The organism is Kluyvera cryocrescens NBRC 102467 (assembly GCF_001571285.1).
GTDB classification, from domain to species: domain Bacteria; phylum Pseudomonadota; class Gammaproteobacteria; order Enterobacterales; family Enterobacteriaceae; genus Kluyvera; species Kluyvera cryocrescens.
The window spans coordinates 86,272-107,210 of record NZ_BCTM01000001.1 but is presented as its reverse complement, the minus strand read 5'-3'; the positions used below and the strand labels follow the sequence as shown (position 1 = coordinate 107,210).

Here is a 20,939-nt window from a genome sequence, read left to right as displayed (position 1 = left end):
AGTGATGAGAGACGATGATTTTTTCAGTTGGCGGCGGGAAATGCTGCATCTTTTCCAGGCAGCTTCGGCAAGCGACCAGATCTACCAGCTGCTCCAGCAGCAAACGGAACTTCTGGAGTACGATTTCTTTGCCCTGTGCGTTCGGCATCCCGTGCCATTCACGCGACCAAAAATTTCGGCGTATAGCACTTATCCCGATGCCTGGATGTCGCAGTATAAGTCGGCAAACTACATGGCTATCGATCCGGTACTCAAACCCGGCAACTTTTCAATGGGCCATCTGCGCTGGAATGACGAGTTGTTCTGTGATGCTCAGGAGCTGTGGGACGCCGCGCGCGATCATGGCCTGCTGACCGGCGCCACCCAGTGTTTGATGTTGCCAAACCATGCGCATGGTTTCTTATCGGTATCGAGAACCCGAACCTCGCGTAATACGCATGCGGATGATGAAATCGCGCTGCATTTACAGATTCTGCTGGAATTGAGTCTGCTGGCATTATTACGTCTGGAAGATGAGATGGTGATGCCGCGGGAAATGAAATTCAGTAAGCGTGAATTAGAAATTCTGAAATGGACGGCGGAAGGTAAAACGTCGGCCGAAATCTCGATGATTCTGGCTATTTCGGAAAATACGGTGAATTTTCACCAGAAGAACATGCAGAAGAAATTTAATGCGCCGAATAAAACGCAGATTGCCTGCTATGCTGCGGCGATTGGCGTGATCTGAGCTGTGTCGGGGTTCTGCGTGCCAGACCGCAAACCGGCTGTGAGCAATGATGCTGACAGCCGGTTTATTATTACTGACGGTAAGCTTGTTTAATTTGCTTAACAGTGCTGGAAAATACGGCAGCCTGAGCGTCATCTTCTAACTGCGCAATTTGCTTTTCCATCTTAATAATCACGCGGCCTGCGTCTGCCTGGCCCATAGCCTGTAACATCAGGGTCAGCAACGACTTCAGGCAGGAAACTTCCTGCGCCAGATTTTGATTATTTTCAGCGGTGGAAAAATCAGGTGTGCTCATTTATTGCCTCGTACAATTTCTGCGCAATATGCGCGATGCGGATTATGAAAGCGGCGCAGTATACCACAAGCCTGCAGAAAAACAGGAGTGACTGTTTTTTGCGCGCTGCTCAGATCTGATATTAATTATTATTTAACAGAGCATAGACAGCAAGTTAGCATTGAATTGTTTAATTATGGTTCATGCGCCGTTAATTATTGTTACATATTATAAGGCGTATTTATCAAATATACGACAAAGCATCTGTTTCCGCGGCTTATGCCCGTAAATGTACTTAGCGTCAATGCCGGCATCTTGTTGTTTTTTAGAACTTTCCAGAAGATGTACATGATTATTTCCAAAAACGAGATCGAAATCGATGCTCTGGCATTTTTAGACTTTCACAGTTGATATAAAACCCGGTACTATGGGGGAATTAAGCAGTAGTAGCGTTATCCCTATTCTGGAGATTATTCCTTTGATCAACGTCCTTCTTGTTGATGACCACGAACTGGTGCGCGCAGGGATACGACGCATTCTCGAAGATATAAAAGGTATTAGAGTCACTGGCGAAGCCAACTGTGGGGAAGATGCGGTGAAGTGGTGCCGTGCTAATCCGGTTGATGTTGTGCTTATGGATATGAACATGCCGGGGATTGGCGGCCTTGAGGCAACGCGTAAAATTGCGCGTTCCGCGGTCGATACCAAAGTCATTATGTTAACCGTTCACACGGAAAACCCACTGCCGGCGAAAGTCATGCAGGCCGGTGCTGCGGGATACCTCAGTAAAGGTGCCGCCCCGCAAGAGGTGGTCAATGCAATTCGCTCTGTGTTCTCCGGGCAGCGTTATATAGCCTCGGATATTGCTCAGCAAATGGCATTGAGTCAGATTGAACCTGAAAAAACGGAATCCCCGTTTGCCAGTTTGTCTGAACGTGAATTGCAGATTATGCTGATGATCACTAAAGGTCAGAAGGTGAATGAGATCTCGGAGCAGCTTAGTCTGAGTCCTAAAACGGTAAACAGTTATCGCTATCGTATGTTCAGTAAGCTGAATATTCACGGTGACGTTGAACTGACCCACCTGGCAATTCGCCATGGCCTGTGCAATGCGGAGTCGTTAGCAAGTCAGTGAGTGATGTTTTTGATTCAAAAGCCTTTCTGAAAACCGTGACCAGCCAGCCCGGCGTTTATCGTATGTATGACGCCGGCGGCACGGTTATTTATGTTGGCAAAGCCAAAGATCTCAAAAAGCGCCTTGCCAGCTATTTTCGTACCAACGTAGCTTCCCGCAAAACGGAAGCGCTGGTCGCCCAAATCGCCCAGATTGATGTCACCGTTACCCACACTGAGACGGAAGCGCTGCTGCTTGAGCATAATTACATCAAGCTGTATCAGCCGCGCTACAACGTTCTGCTGCGGGATGACAAATCTTATCCTTTCATCTTTCTGAGTGCCGATACTCACCCACGCCTGGCGACCCATCGCGGCGCAAAGCATGCGAAGGGTGAGTATTTTGGGCCATTCCCCAATGGCTACGCGGTACGTGAAACGCTGGCGCTGTTGCAAAAGGTTTTCCCGATTCGTCAATGCGAAAACAGCGTCTACCGTAACCGGTCGCGCCCCTGTCTGCAGTACCAAATCGGTCGCTGTCTTGGCCCCTGCGTGAAGGGGCTGGTGAGCGAAGAGGAGTATGCGCAGCAGGTAGAGTACGTGCGGCTATTCCTTTCGGGTAAAGACGATCAGGTGCTTACGCAGCTTATTGAGCGGATGGAAAAAGCCAGCGAGACGTTGGCTTTTGAAGAAGCGGCGCGTATTCGCGATCAGATTCAAGCCGTGCGTCGGGTGACTGAGAAGCAGTTTGTCTCGAATAACGGTGACGATCTTGATGTTATCGGCGTGGCATTTGAAGCCGGCATGGCCTGCGTGCACGTCCTGTTTATTCGTCAGGGCAAAGTTCTGGGTAGCCGCAGCTACTTCCCGAAAGTGCCGAACGATACCGAGCTGGGAGAAGTGGTGGAGACTTTTGTCGGCCAGTTCTATTTCCAGGGGAGCCAGGTGCGCACGCTGCCCGGCGAGATCCTGCTCGATTTCATGTTGAAAGACAAAACGCTGCTGGCGGATTCTTTATCCGAGATGGCCGGTAGGCGCATCCAGGTGCAGACCAAGCCGCGTGGCGATCGGGCACGCTATTTAAAACTGGCGCGCACCAATGCGGTCACGGCGCTGTCAACCAAGCTGTCGCAGCAGTCTACTGTTCATCAACGCCTGCAGGCGCTGGCCGTGGAGCTTAAGCTACCGGCGATTAAGCGGATGGAGTGCTTTGATATCAGCCACACCATGGGCGAACAGACCGTCGCTTCCTGCGTGGTATTTGATGCTAATGGGCCGCTGCGGGCGGAGTATCGCCGCTATAATATTACCGGCATTACCCCGGGCGATGACTACGCCGCAATGAATCAGGTTTTACGCCGTCGCTACGGTAAAGCGATTGATGAGAGTAAAATTCCCGATGTGATTTTGATCGACGGCGGGAAAGGGCAGTTGGGACAGGCGAAGACGGTTTTTGCCGAGCTGGATGTGCCGTGGGATAAGCACCATCCTTTGCTGCTTGGTGTTGCCAAAGGCAGCGACCGTAAAGCCGGGCTGGAGACCCTATTTTTCGAACCGGAAGGTGAGGGATTTAGTCTACCGCCGGATTCACCTGCGCTGCACGTGATCCAGCACATTCGCGATGAATCACACGACCACGCTATTTCTGGCCATCGTAAGAAACGGGCGAAGGTGAAGAGTACCAGCACGCTGGAGACGATTGAAGGCGTGGGGCCAAAACGGCGCCAGATGCTGCTCAAATATATGGGCGGTTTGCAGGGTTTGCAGCAGGCAACCATCGATGACATCGCGAAAGTACCCGGAATATCGCTTGGGTTAGCAGAAAAGATCTTCTACTCGTTGAAACATTAGGGGCTCTGTAGCAACATAGGGCTAATATTTACTAACAACAGATAGTTACCACGCCATGCAATATAATATCCCTACATTGCTTACGTTGTTCCGCGTCATCCTGATTCCGTTTTTCGTGCTGGCGTTCTACCTTCCCGTTGTCTGGGCGCCGTTTGCCTGCGCGCTGATCTTCTTTATCGCAGCGATAACCGACTGGTTTGATGGCTATCTTGCCCGTCGCTGGAACCAAAGCACCCGCTTCGGCGCCTTCCTTGATCCGGTTGCGGATAAAGTGATGGTGGCGATTGCAATGGTGCTGGTGGCTGAACACTACCACACCTGGTGGGTAACGCTGCCAGCCGCCACCATGATTGCTCGTGAGATCATTATCTCTGCGCTGCGCGAATGGATGGCTGAACTGGGTAAACGCAGCAGCGTTGCCGTTTCCTGGGTGGGTAAAGTAAAAACCACCGCGCAGATGACTGCGCTGGTTTGGATGCTGTGGCGTCCAAATATCTGGGTTGAATGGGCCGGTATCGCATTATTCCTGGTTGCTGCGGTACTGACACTGTGGTCAATGCTGCAATATTTGAACGCTGCGCGCGGTGATTTGCTTCAAGAGTGATCGTTTCGCCGTTATTTTCAGCAAACGACACAAAGTTGCGAAAAATACCGTTGACTCATCGCGTCAGATAAGTAGAATGCAACGCATCGAACGGCAGCACTGATTGCCAGACGATAGCAAAATCAAGTGGTTAGCAAATCAACTTGATAATGCGGGAATAGCTCAGTTGGTAGAGCACGACCTTGCCAAGGTCGGGGTCGCGAGTTCGAGTCTCGTTTCCCGCTCCAAATTAAACGCATCGGCAGTTGCGGGTGTGAGTAAAGCTTCAAAGGCGCGTTAGCAAAGCGGTTATGTAGCGGATTGCAAATCCGTCTAGTCCGGTTCGACTCCGGAACGCGCCTCCACTTTCTTCCCGAGCCCGGATGGTGGAATCGGTAGACACAAGGGATTTAAAATCCCTCGGCGTTCGCGCTGTGTGGGTTCAAGTCCCACTCCGGGTACCATGGGAAAGCAAAGAATAATCAAAGCAATAAGCAGTGTCGTGAAACCACCTACGGGTGGTTTTTTTGTTTTTGTCCCTTTAGCTCGTGATTCGCTTTCGCCATCAGGGCAAAGGTCTGGCACTGCTGTTTCTGCAGAACCATCAGCGAGAGGATAGGTTTACCCCGTCGCGGTTCAGGTAAATACGCATACATGAAATAATCACGGTATCTATCTCCTGGTAACCAGTGCACGGGAGTAGGTGGTCAATCAGTCTAATTTTTCTCGAAACGGTTGCCAGAGATAGGGCGATCGTTTTTCGCCATATCTATCAAAAGCGTCATGCCAATATAGTTGCTCCAGTTAAAGGCATTTTGCAGCACCACGACCGCATTGCCCTTTTCTTTATCAAAACCGATAAAGCTGGAGTAGCCGCCAATATAGCCTACTTGATAAGTAATTTTCTCCCGACCGATAAAGTCGGTTACCCAGGCAAGGTCCTGTGAACCATCGGAGCGTTGAAAATAGGCATGACTGACCTCGGAAAAAACCACATCGAGCACGTTGTCGTCGGTTTTTGATACGTGATAGCGGGCATAGGCGATCAAATCTTCGGCGTTACTGTATAAACTCGCCGCCGCCACCATATTATTGGTGAAATGCCAATCGGGGGTTAACTGCCCACGTGGGATGAATTTCGGCTGATCGCCTGCGTGACCAAGCGCACGCTGTGGGAATCCTTTTAACTCCTGGGGAATGAAGCTACTGTGAACCATTTTTAATGGTCGAAAAATAAAGTGCGACGCTAAAGCCTGTATATCTTTGCCCGTTTTATATTTCAGGATGTAACCGATAAGTGCATAGCCGAGATTGGAGTATTCCGGCGTTTTACTTTGTGGCGCACGCCAGTCGGCTAAATAATGCAGCACATTATCGCTATCCAGCTCGCCATAAAAATTTTCACCACTACCTAAATAGCCGATGAATTTTTTCAGCATTCGAAAATCCATATTCTGGCGCGGCAGTCCGGAGGTGTGAGTGACCAGCTCGAGCAAAGTAATGTTTTGCGCATCTGCGCTGAGCGGTGTACCTGACGGTAACAGTGTCGCGAGCTTATCATCCCAACTGAGTTGTCCTTCATTCACCAGGTATGCCACCACTTCTGCCGTTACCCCTTTGCTGAGGGAGCCGAGGGCAAACAGGGTATCTGACCTGACGGGATAGCGATGGGCCGCATCGGTCACGCCCCAGCTATAAAATTGCGGCTCGCCGTAATTGTGGATCACCGCGACGCTCATCCCGGAGACTTTTTTTTGCCTCATATAGCGGCGTACCACGCTATCAACGTCGCCATCCAGCGATTGATGAGTGAGGAGTTCCTGAGTACCTGCCGGGGAGGACATTTGTGAGAGCGTGCCGCAGCCGCTGAATAACGGGATAACAAACAGCATCCAGTGGAATCGGGTAGTAATGTTCTGCATACCTGTTGTGTGTGGTGGTCATCGGCGCGCGGAAAATGTACCACATCTGGCGCTCTTCAAACGCACTGTTTGTTACATTTTGGCCGACAGGACTGCAGGTACCGTGGTCTCTTCAGGCCAGTTATTCAGAATATGGTTTTTTTTGTTGTTGTCTCAGGCCGCTCGTTCGTTGCACCGAAAAATCCTCCCGTTTGCACCATCAGCTAACATAACCCGTACATTTTGCAGCAAAAATGCGCAAAGCGTGACTATTGCATTATTTATGTACTTTATTGTTAACCAGATGTGATCACTACCGTAATTTCATCTCAATCCGCCGGAAGCCCCAAAACGGCGCTCTATACTCAAAATTGTCGAATTCCAGGCAATGGCGCGCAAAGTTGGCAGCCATTTTGCTTAATGATTTGGCCTGAAAAGCGTAAGGAAACCTCGCCGTTATCAGCAGGATATTGTCAGGATGTCGTTTGTTTGGTGAACGTGCCAGTCGTTCGGCTTCACACCGCTATGCATAAACCTCTTTGCTAAGGTAGATAATAATGTCGCTGAAATTGATTAGAAGTCCGCTTTCTATTGTGTTGGCAGGTTGTCTGGTGACGGCGTTTTCCGCCCAGGCTGATATCGTGATTGGCGTTGCAGGGCCGTTTACCGGGCCGAACGCGACTTACGGCGATCAGTACTGGCACGGTGCGACTCAGGCCGCAGAGGACATTAACGCCGCTGGGGGGATCAACGGCGAAAAAATTAAGCTGGTGCAGGGCGATGATGCCTGCGAACCCAAACAGGCCGTGTCGGTAGCGAACCGACTGGTCGATCAGGATAAGGTCCAGGCCGTCGTTGGCCATTTCTGCTCTTCTTCTACTATGCCGGCATCTGAAGTTTACAGCGATGCCGGGATTATCGCGATCACGCCAGGATCCACCAACCCGCAGATCACCGAGCGTGGCATGAATGACATGTTCCGCATGTGCGGTCGTGATGACCAACAAGGTGGCGTCGCCAGCGATTTCATTATCGATAAGCTGAAAGCCAAGCGGGTAGTGATTATTCATGACAAAGATACCTATGGGCAGGGGCTGGCGGATGCCACCCGCGCGGCGCTGGCCAAGCGCGGCGTGAAGGACGTGATGTATGAAGGGCTGTCGCGCGGTGAAAAAGACTTTAACGCGCTGGTGACCAAAATTGGTGCCCAGAAACCGGATGTGGTGTTCTTCGGCGGCTGTCACCCGGAAGCGGGCCCGCTGGTGCGCCAGATGCGTGAGCAGGGCGTTCAGGCGGCATTCTTCTCCGGCGACTGTATTGTCAACGAAGAGATGGTGACTGCCGCCGGCGGTCCGCAATATACCAAAGGCATCTATATGACCTTCGGCAAAGATCCGCGTTTGATCCCAGACGGCAAAGCGGTTATTGAGAAATTCCGCGCCAACAAGTTTGAACCAGAAGGCTACACCCTCTACTCCTATGCCTCCATCCAGGCCATTGCCGCGGCGTTTAAGGCAACCGGCGGTACTGATTCAACCAAAGCCAGCGCCTGGCTGAAAGCTAACCCGGTGGAAACGGTGATGGGCAAAAAAGCCTGGGACAACAAGGGGGACCTGAAAGTCTCGGACTACGTCGTTTACCAGTGGGATGACAAAGGCAAATATAAAGAAGTCGAGTAACGCTCAGCGCCGGCGTGGCGACATGCCGGCGCTCAATAATAGGCCTATAACAAGAGCGCACGATGATGGAGACATTCTTTCTGCAGCAGTTAGTCAATGGCTTGACGCTCGGTTCAGTTTACGGATTGATAGCCATTGGTTACACCATGGTGTACGGCATTATTGGCATGATTAACTTCGCCCACGGCGAAGTGTATATGATCTCGGCTTACCTCTGCGCCATCGGTCTGGCGCTGCTTTCCTTCTTCGGTCTGCATTCTTTCCCCTTGCTTATTCTCGGTACGCTGGTGTTTACCATCGTGGTGACCGGCGTGTATGGCTGGACGATTGAGCGCATCGCCTATAAGCCGCTGCGTAACTCAACGCGTTTAGCACCGTTGATCTCCGCCATTGGGATGTCATTGATTCTGCAAAACTACGCCCAAATCAGCCAGGGGCCGCGCCAGCAGGGCGTGCCGACGATGCTCGACGGCGTGCTGCGTCTGCACCTCGGTGAAGGGTTTGTACAAATCACCTATACCAAAATCTTTATTCTGGTGGCCTCGTTTGCCGGGATGCTGCTGCTGACCTGGATTATCGGCCACACTCGCTTAGGGCGGATGTGTCGTGCGGTACAGCAGGATCGCAAAATGGCGTCCATTCTGGGTATTAATACCGATCGGGTTATCTCGTTGGTGTTTATGATTGGCGCGGCGATGGCGGGACTTGCCGGGGTACTGATTACCATGAACTATGGCACCTTTGATTTCTATGCCGGATTTATTATCGGCATCAAAGCGTTCACCGCCGCGGTGCTGGGCGGAATCGGCTCGCTGCCGGGGGCCATGCTCGGTGGGCTGCTGCTGGGGGTGGCAGAGGCGCAGTTCTCCGGGATGGTGAACTCGGATTACAAAGACGTGTTCTCGTTTGGTCTGCTGGTGGTGATCCTTATTTTCCGTCCGCAGGGCCTGCTCGGTCGCCCGATTGTGGCCAAAGTGTAGGAGCGGAACATGACAACCTTAACGGCTTCTCAGAATGGCTTTTCATTCAAACGCTGCGTGCTGGACACCATTTTCTCAGGACTGGTGGCGTTGATTCTTTTTGGCCCCATTGTTGGCGTCGTGCTGGACGGCTATAGCTTTAACTTTGAAGGGCAGCGGCTGGTGTGGATCATCGCGGCAGTGATGGCGGGACGATTTCTGCTCAGTGCGTTTCTGATGACCCAAACGGGCCGCCGCTTTGCGGCACGCTTTGAAGGCGATAGCGCTGGGGTTTACGTGCGCCCAGCGGGTTATAAAAGCCGGATGCGCTGGATAATCCCGCTGGTGCTGGCACTGGCGATTTGCTTCCCGTTTGTCGCCACTAAATATGTGCTGACCGTGGCGATCCTCGGTCTGATTTATGTTCTGTTGGGTTTAGGGCTGAACATTGTCGTCGGTTTGGCCGGACTGTTGGATCTGGGGTACGTGGCCTTCTACGCCATTGGCGCCTATGGCCTCGCGCTGGGCTATCAGTATTTGGGGCTGGGTTTCTGGTCAATGCTGCCTATCGCCGCACTGATGGCCGCCGCGGCTGGGGCGCTGCTCGGTTTCCCGGTATTGCGTATGCACGGCGATTATCTGGCGATTGTCACCCTGGGGTTCGGCGAGATTATCCGCCTGATCCTCAATAACTGGTTGAGCTTCACCGGCGGCCCAAATGGGATCTCCGCACCGCCGCCGACCTTCTTTGGGCTTGAGTTTGGCCGGCGGGCCAAAGAGGGGGGCGTGCCGTTCCACGAGTTTTTCCATTTGAGCTACAACCCCAACATGAAGTTTATTTTTATCTACGCCGTCCTGGTGCTGGTCGTGCTGCTGGTGCTGTATATCAAGCATCGCCTGACGCGAATGCCCATTGGCCGCGCGTGGGAAGCGCTGAGGGAAGATGAAATAGCCTGCCGCTCGATGGGCCTGAACCATGTGCTGGTAAAACTTTCAGCCTTTACCCTCGGCGCCTCAACGGCGGGGATTGCCGGGGTGTTCTTCGCGACCTATCAAGGCTTTGTGAACCCGACTTCATTTACCTTTTTTGAATCGGCGTTGATCCTCGCCATCGTGGTGTTAGGAGGGATGGGGTCGACCGTGGGCGTGGTGCTGGCGGCCTTTGTGCTGACCGTCACTCCGGAATTACTCCGCAGCTTTGCAGAATACCGTGTGCTGTTGTTCGGCGTGCTGATGGTGGTGATGATGATCTGGCGGCCGCGCGGCCTGATTCGTATTAATCGCAGCGGCTATGCCGTGCGTAAAGGAGTCGCACCATGAGCCGCGATGTGATTTTAAGCGTTGAGCATCTGATGATGCATTTCGGTGGGATTAAAGCGCTAAACGACGTGAACCTCGAAGTAGAACGCGGGTCGATTACGGCGCTTATCGGGCCAAACGGTGCGGGAAAAACCACGGTATTTAACTGTTTGACCGGTTTCTACAAAGCCTCCGGCGGCCATATTTTGTTTAATGCGCGGGGCAAAACCACCAACGTCATTCAGATCCTCGGGCAAAAATTCCAGCCGGGCGATTGGCTGAATCCGGCGCAACTTGGTTCGCGAGTCTTCTACAAAATGTTTGGCGGCACGCACCTGGTTAATCGGGCGGGGCTGGCGCGCACGTTTCAGAATATCCGTTTGTTTCGCGAAATGTCGGTGGTGGAAAACCTGTTGGTTGCGCAGCACATGCAGGTTAACCGTAATCTGATCGCTGGCGTATTGAATACGCCAGCCTACCGCCGGGCGGAAAGCGAGGCGTTGGATCGTGCGTTTTATTGGCTGGAGGTGGTGGATCTTGTCGATTGCGCTAACCGGCTGGCCGGTGAGATGTCCTACGGCCAGCAGCGGCGGCTGGAGATTGCGCGTGCGATGTGTACCGGGCCGGAAATCCTCTGTCTTGACGAGCCGGCTGCCGGCCTCAACCCGGTGGAAACGCTGGCGTTAAGCAAAATCATCCGCTTCCTGCGGGAACACCACGCGATAACCGTCTTATTGATTGAACATGATATGGGAATGGTGATGGAGATTTCGGACGATATTATCGTGCTCGATCACGGCGATGTCATTGCGCGGGGCAAAGCGGAGCAAATCCAGCATGATGAAAAGGTCATTGCTGCCTATCTGGGTGCCAGCGAAGATGAGGTTCATCTATGAGCGAACCGATGCTGGAGTTTCGTGAAGTGGATGTGTTCTATGGCGTGATCCAGGCGCTTAAACAGGTGTCATTGCAGGTGAATAAGGGCGAAACCGTATCGCTGATTGGCGCTAACGGCGCAGGAAAGTCGACGCTGCTGATGTCCATTTTTGGCCAGCCGCGGGTGCGAAGCGGGCAGATCCTGTTTGGCGGTGAGGATATCAGTCATAAATCGACCCATTTCGTCGCCTCGGCGGGGATAGCGCAGGCGCCGGAGGGGCGGCGTATCTTTCCTGATATGACCGTCGAAGAAAACTTGCTGATGGGGACCATCCCTATTGGCAATAAGTATGCGGCTGAGGATCTGCAAAGCATGTTTGATCTGTTCCCTCGGTTAAAGGAGCGACGCAAACAGCGGGCGATGACGATGTCCGGTGGTGAACAGCAGATGCTGGCGATAGCTCGCGCACTGATGAGCCGCCCTAAGCTGTTGCTGCTGGATGAACCGAGTCTGGGGCTGGCGCCTATCGTGGTAAAACAGATCTTCCAGACGCTTCGTGAGTTGGCCAGCAACGGCATGACTATATTTCTGGTGGAGCAGAACGCCCATCATGCGCTTAAGCTCTCGGATCGTGGCTATGTGATGGTCAACGGGCAAATTCGTCTAAGCGGGAGCGGTGAGGAACTGCTGGGCAACGAGGATGTTCGTAAGGCCTATCTGGGCGGCGTATAGCGTGATGGGGCAATGATGCTGGAGTTCGGTGGCAAACTCCTGCATCATTGCCGCCTGAATAAGAGATACACGTCATCAACAACGGTAGAGATAAGTATGAAAACGGGACCATTAACCGAAAGCGAACTGGAATGGCTGGACGAGACGATTGCCAAATATGCCACCGATGCGTCAATTATCGACGTCTCCGAACTGGATGGTATGCTGACCGCCGTGCTTTCATCGCCGCTGGAAATTGAACCCGCCGAGTGGATGTTCGCCGTATGGGGTGGGGCCGAGCACGTGCCGCACTGGGCGACTGACCGCGAGCGCGATCGTTTTGTGAATCTGACGCTGCAACACATGAGCGACATCGCCGATCGTCTGAATGATTACCCCGATCAGTTTGAACCGCTGTATGGCACCCGCGAAGAAGAAGATCAGGAGCTGACCATCGTTGAAGAGTGGTGTTACGGCTATCTGCGTGGTGTGGGCATGAGCGATTGGTCCGGCCTGCCGGAAGCGCTGCAGACGGCACTGGATAATATTGCTCTGCACGGCGACGAAGAGAAAACCGCTGAGTTGGGTAAATTTACCGCCGAAGCGTACGTCGACAGTATCGACCAAATTCGTCCAGCGGCGCTGGCGCTGTATGACTATTGGATGGATAACCCGAAGGAAGCGCCGGTTAAGCAGCCGATTGTCAATGCGCAGAAAGTTGGGCGTAACGATCCTTGCCCGTGCGGCAGTGGTAAAAAATATAAGCAGTGCTGCTTAGCGAAATAAGCAACACTGTCGCTGGTGTCAGGCTTAATACTGATTAGTCATGCGGTATGACGTTCAGTTTCCCAGCCGATTGCGCACCTTGTTCATATCATGCCACATAACCAGAATGGCGCCGGGTGTGCACAAGGGGCGGCTAATCACCGCCGCCCCTTTACCCCTTCACTGATGCTGTTGTTTCATTTTCTGCAGACATAAAGTGAACGGAACATCGCCCTGAACTGACAAACACGACTTTCTTCAGCCGTCATGGCTATCTCTGATTCGCCCGTCGGGCGACAATAAACAAACGCGGAAACGCCAACAGAACCTGGCCATTTTTCTGCCGCGGGTAATGCTCTTCCAATAACTGCAGGTAGCGACGCAGGAAGGCCTGCTGATTGATGCTATCCAGATCCTGCAAATACGGGCGCAGCCCGGTTGCACTTAACCACTCAATAATGGCTTGATGTGACGCCAGCGGATGGAAATAGGTGGTTCGCCAGATATCCACATCACAGCCGCATTGGGTCAGTAAATCATAATAAATCTGTACGCTCGGTAATGGCGTTCTCGCCCGCGGTGGGTGGCCCAATTCATGGGCGACCTGACGCATTGATGCGTGCGAAGGTTCCTGCCAGTTGTCCGGCATCTGCACCGCCAGCACGCCGTCCGCTGCCAGCAGTGAGGCAAGGCGGGGGAACAGTATCTGATGATCGGCCACCCATTGTAGCGATGCGTTAGCATAGAGCACATCCAGCGGCTGTTCCGGCTGCCACTCGCTGATATTGGCATTGACAAACTGACAGTCAGGCAGCGCTTGCTGAGCCTTTTCCAGCATCGCTGGCGAATTGTCCACGCCAGTAATGACCGCATCCGGCCAGACATCGTGCAGCAGTTCGGTACTGTTGCCCGGCCCACAGCCGAGATCGGCTATGTGTTTCGCGGTTGGTTTAGCAATACGGGCCAGCAACTCTGCGGCCGGGCGGGTTCGTTCGGAGGCAAATTGCAAATACAACGAGGGATTCCAGTCAGCCATGCCTGACTCCTTTGGCAGTCATTAACGGCTTACAGCATAGCTCAGTGCGGGCGAATTGGCTGAAGAAAGGCGGTGAGCCGCCGAAGCCGCTCACCGTATTCAGGTATTAGCCTGGATAGATCCCACGATCTTTACGAGCGAGCAGAATGCGCTCGCAGGCCACGATGTAGGCCGCGGTACGCAGAGAACAGGTTTTCTCTGCGGCTTTCTCCCAGACGTGTACCATGGCGTCGGTCATAATTCTGTCCATGCGGGCGTTGATCTCTTCCTCACTCCAGAAGAAGCTCGCCATATCCTGAACCCACTCGAAGTAGCTGACCGTAACCCCACCGGCGTTACAGACAACGTCTGGAACGACGACGATGCCGCGGCTAGCCAGTACATCATCGGCATCCGGGTAAGTCGGGCCGTTTGCGCCTTCCAGCACCAGTTTGCACTTCAGAATTTCGGCGCGTTGGCGGGTGATCTGGCCTTCCAGCGCGGCCGGGATCAGAATATCCATGTCAACGTCCCAGAACGCTTCGCTGGCAATGGTGTCGGCGCCAGGGAAACCGGCGATCTGCTTGTGCTCAACCTGCCAGCTCGTCAACGCATCCATATCAATACCGGTAGCATTAAACAGCGTGGCGGTGTGGTCCTGAATCGCCACCACGCGCGCGCCGGCGGCGGCAAAGAGGCGAGCGGCCTCGCTCCCGACGTTACCGAAGCCTTGCACTGCGACGCGAGCGCCTTCTACTTCGATATTGGCGCGCCGAGCCACTTCACGCCCGCTGATATATACGCCGCGACCGGTGGCTTTCTCACGTCCCAGGGAGCCGCCAAGGTGGATAGGTTTGCCGGTGACCACGCCGGTAATGGTGGTGCCGTGGTTCATGGAGTAGGTATCCATCATCCATGCCATCACTTTCCCGTTGGTACCAACGTCCGGCGCTGGGATATCTTTCTGTGGCCCAATAATAATGCCAATTTCGCTGGTGTAGCGACGCGTCAGGCGTTCAAGCTCACCTTCGGACAGTTCGAATGGGTTCACGCGGACGCCGCCTTTCGCACCGCCATACGGCAGGTTCAGGGCGGCGCACTTGATGGTCATCCACGCAGACAGCGCCATGACTTCATTAAGATCGACGTCAGGGTGATAGCGCACACCGCCTTTGCCTGGTCCACGGGAAAGGTTGTGCTGCACGCGGTAGCCTTCAAAATGGCGGATCGAGCCATCGTCCATCTGTACGGGAATATCGACAATCAGCGCGCGTTTGGGATGGCGCAGGGTATCGATCCAGCGGGATAACTCACCGAGATAAGGCGCGACACGTTCGATTTGTTGCAGGTAGGTGTTCCAGGCAGATGTCTTGCTATCGGAAGCATAAGATAACTTATCCATGATAAACCTTAATCTTGTAAGTAATATGTTCTTAGTTAGCCGTGGTATGCAGAGTTACTGACTGCATGGCTTAAATTTAACATTTATTTAAAATTTAGCATCCGGATTGCACTAAAAGAGGCAAGAGGGGGACAGCGTTTTTTGTGCGGCAATGAATAATTATCTACTGCGAAGCGAGAGTGGCCCCGGCGCTCCGGATTGCGAAGCGGCGATGAGTCAAACTCGATGGCCTCGGCAGAGGGGCGATTGATACGCAAAAGACGCGGCTTTTTGTAGCGAAAAATCACGCCCAACCGGAAATTATAATAATGAAAGCGATGTGCGGTAACGTATGGAGAGCATTCATTTGCTGAGCTAACGCTGAAGTTAATGGCGAAGTGCTGGGGCGTGAGTGTGCAGGCACAGACGTAGCGCCTTGTTTAGTCATCAGGGGCAGGCAAAACGCGGCAAAGGGAGAGGCAAAAATGAATACAGAATCAGGATCCAGAGATGGCAATAAAATAACGGCATGTAACCGTTATTTGGCGTATGCATCAAAGGTGAATAAAAACCTAATGCGTTAATTTTCCGTAATTATGATGCACCTCAAAAAATGAGAAACAACCCAGAAACATTATCAACGCCAGGAGATGATGTTTCTGGGCGATTTTACCCTTCAGTGGGCGGCACTAGCCAACGGATGGCAGCAGCCCGGTGGCGATCCCCGCCTGAATAATAATGACCGCGATACCGCAGGCAAACACCAGCCACAGCATTGGTTTGCCACCGGCCACGCGGTAGCCGCCTTCTGGGTGGTGCTTACGACTTTGTAGGGTCAGCAGCGACGGGATAATCAGTGCTAGCACCGCCAGCGCTACGCCGGCATAGCCCAGCGCCATGACGAAACCGCGCGGGTAAAATAGCGCGAAGGCTAACGGCGGCAGGAAGGTAATTGCGCCAGTTTGCAGTCGACCGCGAACGCTATTTTTACGCTGGAACAGATCGGCCAGGTAATCAAACAGCCCCAGCGCAACGCCAAGGAATGAGGTCGCCAGCGCCAGATCGGCAAACAGGTGTACAGCCAGCTCCACGTGCGGTGAGGCGACGACTTCGCGGATCGCCATCAGTAGGCCGTTTAAGCCGGTGTGCTGCGCCATCAGCGCGCCGAACACCGGGGCATCGATGCTGCCCAGCGTTGCCAGTTGCCAGAACAGATAGGCAACCAACGGAATGGCGCTACCGATGACAAAGACCCGGCGCAGTTTGCGCACGTCGCCGTTCATGTAGCTGACGATACTCGGTACGCTGCCGTGGAAACCAAAGGAGGTAAAAATAACCGGGATAGCGGAGAGCGCAAGCCCTTGCTCCAGCGGAAGCGTCAGCAGGTTAATTTTGTGAATGTGCGGCAGCAGCAGTACCAGCATCACAATGAGAAAGATAATTTTGGCGCTGAACAGGAAGCGGTTGAAGAGATCGACCAGCGAAGTGCCAATACAGATAACCAGGCCACCTACGGCGGTGAACAGCAGAACGCCGAGGGCTGGTGGCATATCGATGCTCAGCCATTGGCTGAGGCTTGAAGCTAGCAGTTCACCCGCGCCGCTGATATAGGCGGCGGTCAGCGCGTACATCAGGAACATCATACTAAAGCCGGTGACCCACTGTCCGTAGCGCCCCAGGTAGCGCAGCGCCAGTGAACCGAGGCCGGTGTCGGCCGGAACGTGTTGATAAACTTCCAGCAGCAGCAGGGCGGTATAACACATTAAAGCCCACAGCCCGACTAACAGCACCAGCGTTACACCAAAGCCAACGCCCGCAGAAGCTAGCGGCATCGCCAGCATTCCTGCGCCGATAGTGGTGCCGGCGACGATTAAAATACTCCCCAGGGTACGATTTCTCACGCTTTCCTCTACTTCAGAACGTCATCACAACGAAAGATGTCGCGCAGAGTATGTGAAAGTGGTGTTTTCGTCAAATCTGAATTACAGCGAGTGTATTGATTAGTTTACATTTCATCTCGGTGATGGGAAAACTGCGCTAGCGCAAAACATATAAAACAAATGCAGGTTATGTTGGTCTTTTATGACAGGAGGAACAATGGACTCTATTCACGGCCATGAAGTGCTGAACATGATGCTGGCGTCAGGTGAGCGATACAGTATTGAAAGTCTGGAAGCGGACATTCACGCGCGATTTGGCGAGCAGGCGCGTTTTCATACCTGTTCGGCAGAGAATATGAGCGCTGGTGAGCTGATTGCATTTCTGCAAAAGAAAGGTAAGTTTATTGCGCAGGAATCTGGTTTTAATACCGCTGAAAATAAAATTTGCCGTCATTAATTGGCAGCGGCGTTGTACGCCGCTGCCCAATGATTAATTCTGTGTGTCGAGAGTCGCCAGTTCTTTATCGATAAAGTACAGACCTTCACCGCTTTTACCCGCCAACGTCAGCTTATCAATGACGGATTTAAACAGTTTCTCTTCTTCATGCTGTTCAGCCACATACCATTGCAGGAAGTTAAAGGTCGGATAGTCCTGGTTGGTCATCGCAGCATGAGCCAGTTCATTGATTTTACTGGTGATCAACTGTTCGTGTTCATAGGTGACGCGGAATAATTCATCCAGCGATGCGTATTCAGCAACCGGGCTCTGTACGGTGTTGATGCGTGGCAGGCTGCCGGTATCGGTCAGATAATCGAACAGGCGCTGCATGTGCGTCATTTCTTCCTGCGCATGGCGACGTAAAAAGGCCGCTGCGCCTTCAAAGCTGTTGAAGCTGCACCAGGCGCTCATCTGTTGATACAGCAGCGAAGAATAAAGTTCGAGATTCATCTGTTCGTTTAATTTCTCGATCATGGGCGCTTTAAGCATGGTTTCGCTCCTGAAAAATAGGTTACAAGTTAATTACCGCGAAACTATAATTTGTTATTAATTTATTTGCAAAAGGTAAATTAAAAATTATTTAGTTAATAATACGAATGGGAATAAAACTCATTGGCATAAATATAGCGATAAATTAAGGGGTGAAATAAATAACGCCGGAATTAACCGGCGGAATATTAATAATAGGCGGTGGAAACCGGTACGTTAGCAATCCCCCGGCATTGATACTGCAGTGTCACATGTTGGTTGAGGCACAGTGAACCGCTGGTGGTTGTACAAGTGGTAATTGGCTGACCATAGGCAAATGCGGTGGCATAACCCATCTGCTGGCAAGCCTTATTGGCCTCGGAGCGGGCGATGTAATCGTCGGTTCTGGCATTTTGCAAAATGGCCTGGCCGTAGGTCAGGCGCACGATACCGCTATTGGCATCAACTTCACTCACGCTTGCCGCACGGGGAACCGAGCAGGCGGAAAGGGCCAGCAGGAAGGGGATAAGAATGAGGCTTTTCATCAATTCGCTCTGCGCAATCTGTCGTAACCTCATTGTAGTTCCACTTACTGTTGGCAATCCCTTGAATAGTCGCTATATCCGTAGGCTAATCCATCTGTGAATCATAAACCGCCTGAAACTGCAGATGCAGCTGGGAGAAGAGCTTTATCAGCTGCGGGTCGAAATGGGTGCCCGCATTGCTAATGATAATTTCACAGGCACCCTCGTGGGAGAAGCTGGGTTTATAGACCCGCTTTTGGCGTAAGGCATCGTAAACGTCGGCAATTGCCAGAATGCGAGCTTCCAGCGGAATGTTCTCGCCAGCAAGCCCCTGCGGATAGCCCGAACCATCCCATTTTTCATGGTGATAATGAATCAGATTTTCAGCCACGGAACCCAACGCCAACCCCTGAACAATACGCCAGCCTTTAACCGTATGCTTCTGAATTTGCTTAAACTCATCTTCAGTGAGTCGGCCTTTTTTGCGCAGAATATGTTCAGGTACGGCTATCTTGCCAATATCGTGAAGCGAGGCATAGGTTTCAATCGCGCGAACGGTTTTGGGCGGCAACTTGAGATTGCGTGCCAGCAGGCCGCAGTAGGCCGCAACCCGGCGAATGTGGCAGCCGGTTTCATCATCGTGAACGTGGTTTATGGTCTCCATGGCTTCAACAATGCTGCGGTTGATGGCGCGGTTTTTATTCATATGCCGCCACATCATCAGCATCATGCTGAGAATAAAGACCAGCAAAACCAAAAGCCCAAGACTGATTATCTGCCAGGCGTTTTTACTCAGCGAAAATGGCGTGTTGGGGGGGAGCGGAGTCATGAGCTGATGACGATAGCTGGAAATGAGGTGTACCTGAGCCAAAAGTGCGTGCAGCGGATGATCGACGTTGACCCAGGTACCGATCTGGTAGCTGGAATGGGTCAGCCCGGCCACTTTTAGCGAGCCTCGGAAAAGGTCGCTGCCGCGTAGCGCCTGCTCAAGGGAGGATAAATCGCCAAGGATATAATCAATGTAGTTGTTATCAATAGCATCCAGAAGTTCATCAATGGATGCTCGGGCGATTAGCGTCACATCGGTGCCAAAGCGTTGGCGCAGATAATAGGCGGCAAATGAGCCGCGGATCACCCCAATTCGCTGGTGGCGAACCTGCTCTTCATCAACAATAAAAGGCTGCCCGATTTTGTTGTAGTACGCGTTATACCAATTCGACAGCGGCCCGACCAACCCTTCCATTTGTGCACCGTTGCGCACATCAATAATGTCGGCAAGATGAACCGGCCAGTTCTCATTCTGCATTCGAATCATGTAGTTATCGACGAACAGCACGTCAACGTTGATATTCAACAGATCGCGAAGATCGTTGACCATGCTGATGGCGCTGCCGCGATAGCCCCGATCGTCCTTCCAGATAATAGGAGCAAAACTTTCGTTTTTCGGCAGCCAAAGCGTGAGACGGTTTTCCTGGAGCCAGGTGCGCTCATCGTCGGTTATCGTCAAATGGTGACGGAGATATTCAAGCTGGCTTTGTTCCTCCAGCGCCTGGAGTTTACCGCTTTGCTGCCACTCATTGATCAGCTGATCGATATTGCTGCGCATATAAATCAACTCTGGGCTGAGACCAAAAGAAGCGGTGATGCGCAGCGAATTGAACGGCCGTGAAATAGTGTAGTAATACTGTGGGCTACCTATCTCACGGTCTTCATTAATGTAGAAGTCGGCGCCGCCACTGCGGAGGATCTGCAGCGCCTCTTTGCTGCTGTCGACTTCGATAATTTGCTGAAACCTTAATCCCGGAAATGCTTCCTTCACCAACTGCTGCGTGTGATCGCGGCGGCGGAAGATAACGCGGGTGTTTTGTAGATCACCGATCGATTTTGCCTGGCGCGTAATACTGGCGGCGACAATCGTGTTTTCAAACAGGCGCGCTGACAAAATGTTGTTGTGCAGATGCGCTTTAGTTTGCAGCACGCTGGCATACAGCCCGTAGTCATGGTGATGAAAACGCTGTTCGAAGGTGGTGCTATCGATAGGACGTAGCGTTAGGTTATACCCGTAGCGCGAATTAATGGCGTGAAGAAGCTCGGCGTAAAAGCCGTGATATTCCCCGTGGCTGTCGCGCCAGAATTCAAAGCTGTCAGCATCCAGCACCCACACGGGGACAGGTGCAGCAGGCTTTACTTTCTGCGGGGGAACCGCATACACGCGGGGAATGCAAACGAAAAACAGGGTCAGTAGAACAAGGAGACCCAGTCCGTGTCGAAAAAATCGGCAGTGCTGTGTCACAAGTCAGTTCCTTTGCAGTGACTATTTAAATCCATTTAAAAGCGTATAAAAAGCAGGGACTTTCTGTCCCTAACTTAGTCTAGTCGAGCCTTACGCCAGTACACAGTAAATAATTAACGGTTTATGTAAGGTTTTATCAA

At 52.4% G+C, this 20,939-nt stretch carries 19 protein-coding genes and 3 tRNA genes; 14 read left to right on the top strand and 8 right to left on the bottom strand.

Annotated elements, in window-relative coordinates; genetic code table 11:
• The first annotated feature begins 4 nt into the window (after window positions 1–4).
• Window positions 5–727: a quorum-sensing transcriptional regulator SdiA gene (gene sdiA / locus KCR01S_RS00560; protein WP_061279199.1), complete on the top strand. Its 723-nt coding sequence runs from the start codon at window positions 5–7 to the stop codon at window positions 725–727.
• A 70-nt stretch (window positions 728–797) separates the two neighbouring features.
• Here sdiA and KCR01S_RS00555 read toward each other — a convergent pair whose 3' ends face one another.
• A complete protein-coding gene (locus KCR01S_RS00555) occupies window positions 798–1,022 on the bottom strand; it encodes a DUF2594 family protein (RefSeq protein WP_052283513.1) in 225 nt (74 codons plus the stop codon).
• Between the two features lie 457 nt (window positions 1,023–1,479).
• Between KCR01S_RS00555 and uvrY the strand changes: the two genes are divergently transcribed.
• The 6 genes from uvrY (at window position 1,480) to KCR01S_RS00525 (ending at window position 5,012) form a co-directional block, all read left to right on the top strand.
• Window positions 1,480–2,136: a UvrY/SirA/GacA family response regulator transcription factor gene (gene uvrY / locus KCR01S_RS00550; RefSeq protein ID WP_035894107.1), complete on the top strand. Its 657-nt coding sequence runs from the start codon at window positions 1,480–1,482 to the stop codon at window positions 2,134–2,136.
• Window positions 2,133–3,965 carry an excinuclease ABC subunit UvrC gene (gene uvrC, locus KCR01S_RS00545; protein WP_061279197.1) on the top strand — a complete coding sequence of 611 codons (1,833 nt, stop codon included), beginning with the start codon at window positions 2,133–2,135 and terminating at the stop codon, window positions 3,963–3,965. Before uvrY ends, uvrC begins: the two co-directional genes overlap by 4 nt.
• A gap of 55 nt (window positions 3,966–4,020) precedes the next feature.
• Window positions 4,021–4,569 carry a CDP-diacylglycerol--glycerol-3-phosphate 3-phosphatidyltransferase gene (gene pgsA, locus KCR01S_RS00540; protein WP_061279195.1) on the top strand — a complete coding sequence of 183 codons (549 nt, stop codon included), beginning with the start codon at window positions 4,021–4,023 and terminating at the stop codon, window positions 4,567–4,569.
• 151 nt (window positions 4,570–4,720) lie between these two features.
• Window positions 4,721–4,796: transfer RNA gene (locus KCR01S_RS00535), tRNA-Gly, on the top strand.
• Between the two features lie 43 nt (window positions 4,797–4,839).
• Window positions 4,840–4,913, top strand: a tRNA-Cys gene (locus KCR01S_RS00530).
• Window positions 4,914–4,925: 12 nt separating this feature from the next.
• A tRNA-Leu gene (locus tag KCR01S_RS00525) sits at window positions 4,926–5,012 on the top strand.
• A gap of 252 nt (window positions 5,013–5,264) precedes the next feature.
• Here KCR01S_RS00525 and KCR01S_RS00520 read toward each other — a convergent pair.
• On the bottom strand, window positions 5,265–6,470 hold the full coding sequence (locus tag KCR01S_RS00520) for a serine hydrolase domain-containing protein (RefSeq protein ID WP_061279194.1): 1,206 nt from the start codon (window positions 6,468–6,470) through the stop codon (window positions 5,265–5,267).
• Between the two features lie 536 nt (window positions 6,471–7,006).
• Between KCR01S_RS00520 and KCR01S_RS00515 the strand changes: the two genes are divergently transcribed.
• From KCR01S_RS00515 to KCR01S_RS00490, 6 genes are all read left to right on the top strand, one after another.
• Window positions 7,007–8,128, top strand: coding sequence for a branched-chain amino acid ABC transporter substrate-binding protein (locus tag KCR01S_RS00515; RefSeq protein WP_061279192.1), 1,122 nt, complete (start codon window positions 7,007–7,009; stop codon window positions 8,126–8,128).
• 65 nt (window positions 8,129–8,193) lie between these two features.
• On the top strand, window positions 8,194–9,108 hold the full coding sequence (locus tag KCR01S_RS00510; protein WP_061279455.1) for an ABC transporter permease subunit: 915 nt from the start codon (window positions 8,194–8,196) through the stop codon (window positions 9,106–9,108).
• Window positions 9,109–9,117: 9 nt separating this feature from the next.
• Window positions 9,118–10,407 carry a high-affinity branched-chain amino acid ABC transporter permease LivM gene (gene livM / locus KCR01S_RS00505; RefSeq protein ID WP_061279190.1) on the top strand — a complete coding sequence of 430 codons (1,290 nt, stop codon included), beginning with the start codon at window positions 9,118–9,120 and terminating at the stop codon, window positions 10,405–10,407.
• Entirely contained in the window at window positions 10,404–11,282 is an 879-nt protein-coding gene (locus KCR01S_RS00500; protein ID WP_061279189.1) for an ATP-binding cassette domain-containing protein, read from the top strand. Before livM ends, KCR01S_RS00500 begins: the two co-directional genes overlap by 4 nt.
• Window positions 11,279–11,995, top strand: coding sequence for an ABC transporter ATP-binding protein (locus KCR01S_RS00495; RefSeq protein ID WP_052283505.1), 717 nt, complete (start codon window positions 11,279–11,281; stop codon window positions 11,993–11,995). Before KCR01S_RS00500 ends, KCR01S_RS00495 begins: the two co-directional genes overlap by 4 nt.
• A 96-nt stretch (window positions 11,996–12,091) precedes the next feature.
• Window positions 12,092–12,760 (top strand): YecA/YgfB family protein, encoded by a 669-nt coding sequence (locus KCR01S_RS00490; RefSeq protein WP_061279187.1) that lies wholly within the window; start codon window positions 12,092–12,094, stop codon window positions 12,758–12,760.
• A gap of 250 nt (window positions 12,761–13,010) precedes the next feature.
• On the opposite strand, the gene tam is transcribed toward KCR01S_RS00490, so the two are convergent.
• From tam to tyrP, 3 genes are all read right to left on the bottom strand, one after another.
• A complete protein-coding gene (gene tam / locus KCR01S_RS00485) occupies window positions 13,011–13,775 on the bottom strand; it encodes a trans-aconitate 2-methyltransferase (RefSeq protein ID WP_061279185.1) in 765 nt (254 codons plus the stop codon).
• Window positions 13,776–13,881: 106 nt separating this feature from the next.
• On the bottom strand, window positions 13,882–15,156 hold the full coding sequence (locus tag KCR01S_RS00480) for a Glu/Leu/Phe/Val family dehydrogenase (RefSeq protein ID WP_061279183.1): 1,275 nt from the start codon (window positions 15,154–15,156) through the stop codon (window positions 13,882–13,884).
• A gap of 668 nt (window positions 15,157–15,824) precedes the next feature.
• The gene (gene tyrP / locus KCR01S_RS00475; protein ID WP_061279180.1) at window positions 15,825–17,036 is read right to left on the bottom strand and encodes a tyrosine transporter TyrP; all 1,212 of its coding nucleotides are present in this window, start codon (window positions 17,034–17,036) and stop codon (window positions 15,825–15,827) included.
• Window positions 17,037–17,232: 196 nt separating this feature from the next.
• Here tyrP and KCR01S_RS00470 point away from each other — a divergent pair, with 196 nt between their 5' ends.
• Window positions 17,233–17,472, top strand: a complete 240-nt coding sequence (locus tag KCR01S_RS00470) for a YecH family metal-binding protein (RefSeq protein WP_061279178.1) — start codon at window positions 17,233–17,235, stop codon at window positions 17,470–17,472.
• 33 nt (window positions 17,473–17,505) lie between these two features.
• Here KCR01S_RS00470 and ftnA read toward each other — a convergent pair whose 3' ends face one another.
• The 3 genes from ftnA to KCR01S_RS00455 form a co-directional block, all read right to left on the bottom strand.
• Window positions 17,506–18,003: a non-heme ferritin gene (gene ftnA, locus KCR01S_RS00465; protein ID WP_061279177.1), complete on the bottom strand. Its 498-nt coding sequence runs from the start codon at window positions 18,001–18,003 to the stop codon at window positions 17,506–17,508.
• 188 nt (window positions 18,004–18,191) lie between these two features.
• Window positions 18,192–18,527, bottom strand: a complete 336-nt coding sequence (gene yecR / locus KCR01S_RS00460) for a YecR family lipoprotein (RefSeq protein ID WP_061279454.1) — start codon at window positions 18,525–18,527, stop codon at window positions 18,192–18,194.
• Between the two features lie 85 nt (window positions 18,528–18,612).
• Window positions 18,613–20,799 (bottom strand): HD domain-containing phosphohydrolase, encoded by a 2,187-nt coding sequence (locus tag KCR01S_RS00455; RefSeq protein ID WP_244886179.1) that lies wholly within the window; start codon window positions 20,797–20,799, stop codon window positions 18,613–18,615.
• Window positions 20,800–20,939: the final 140 nt, after the last annotated feature.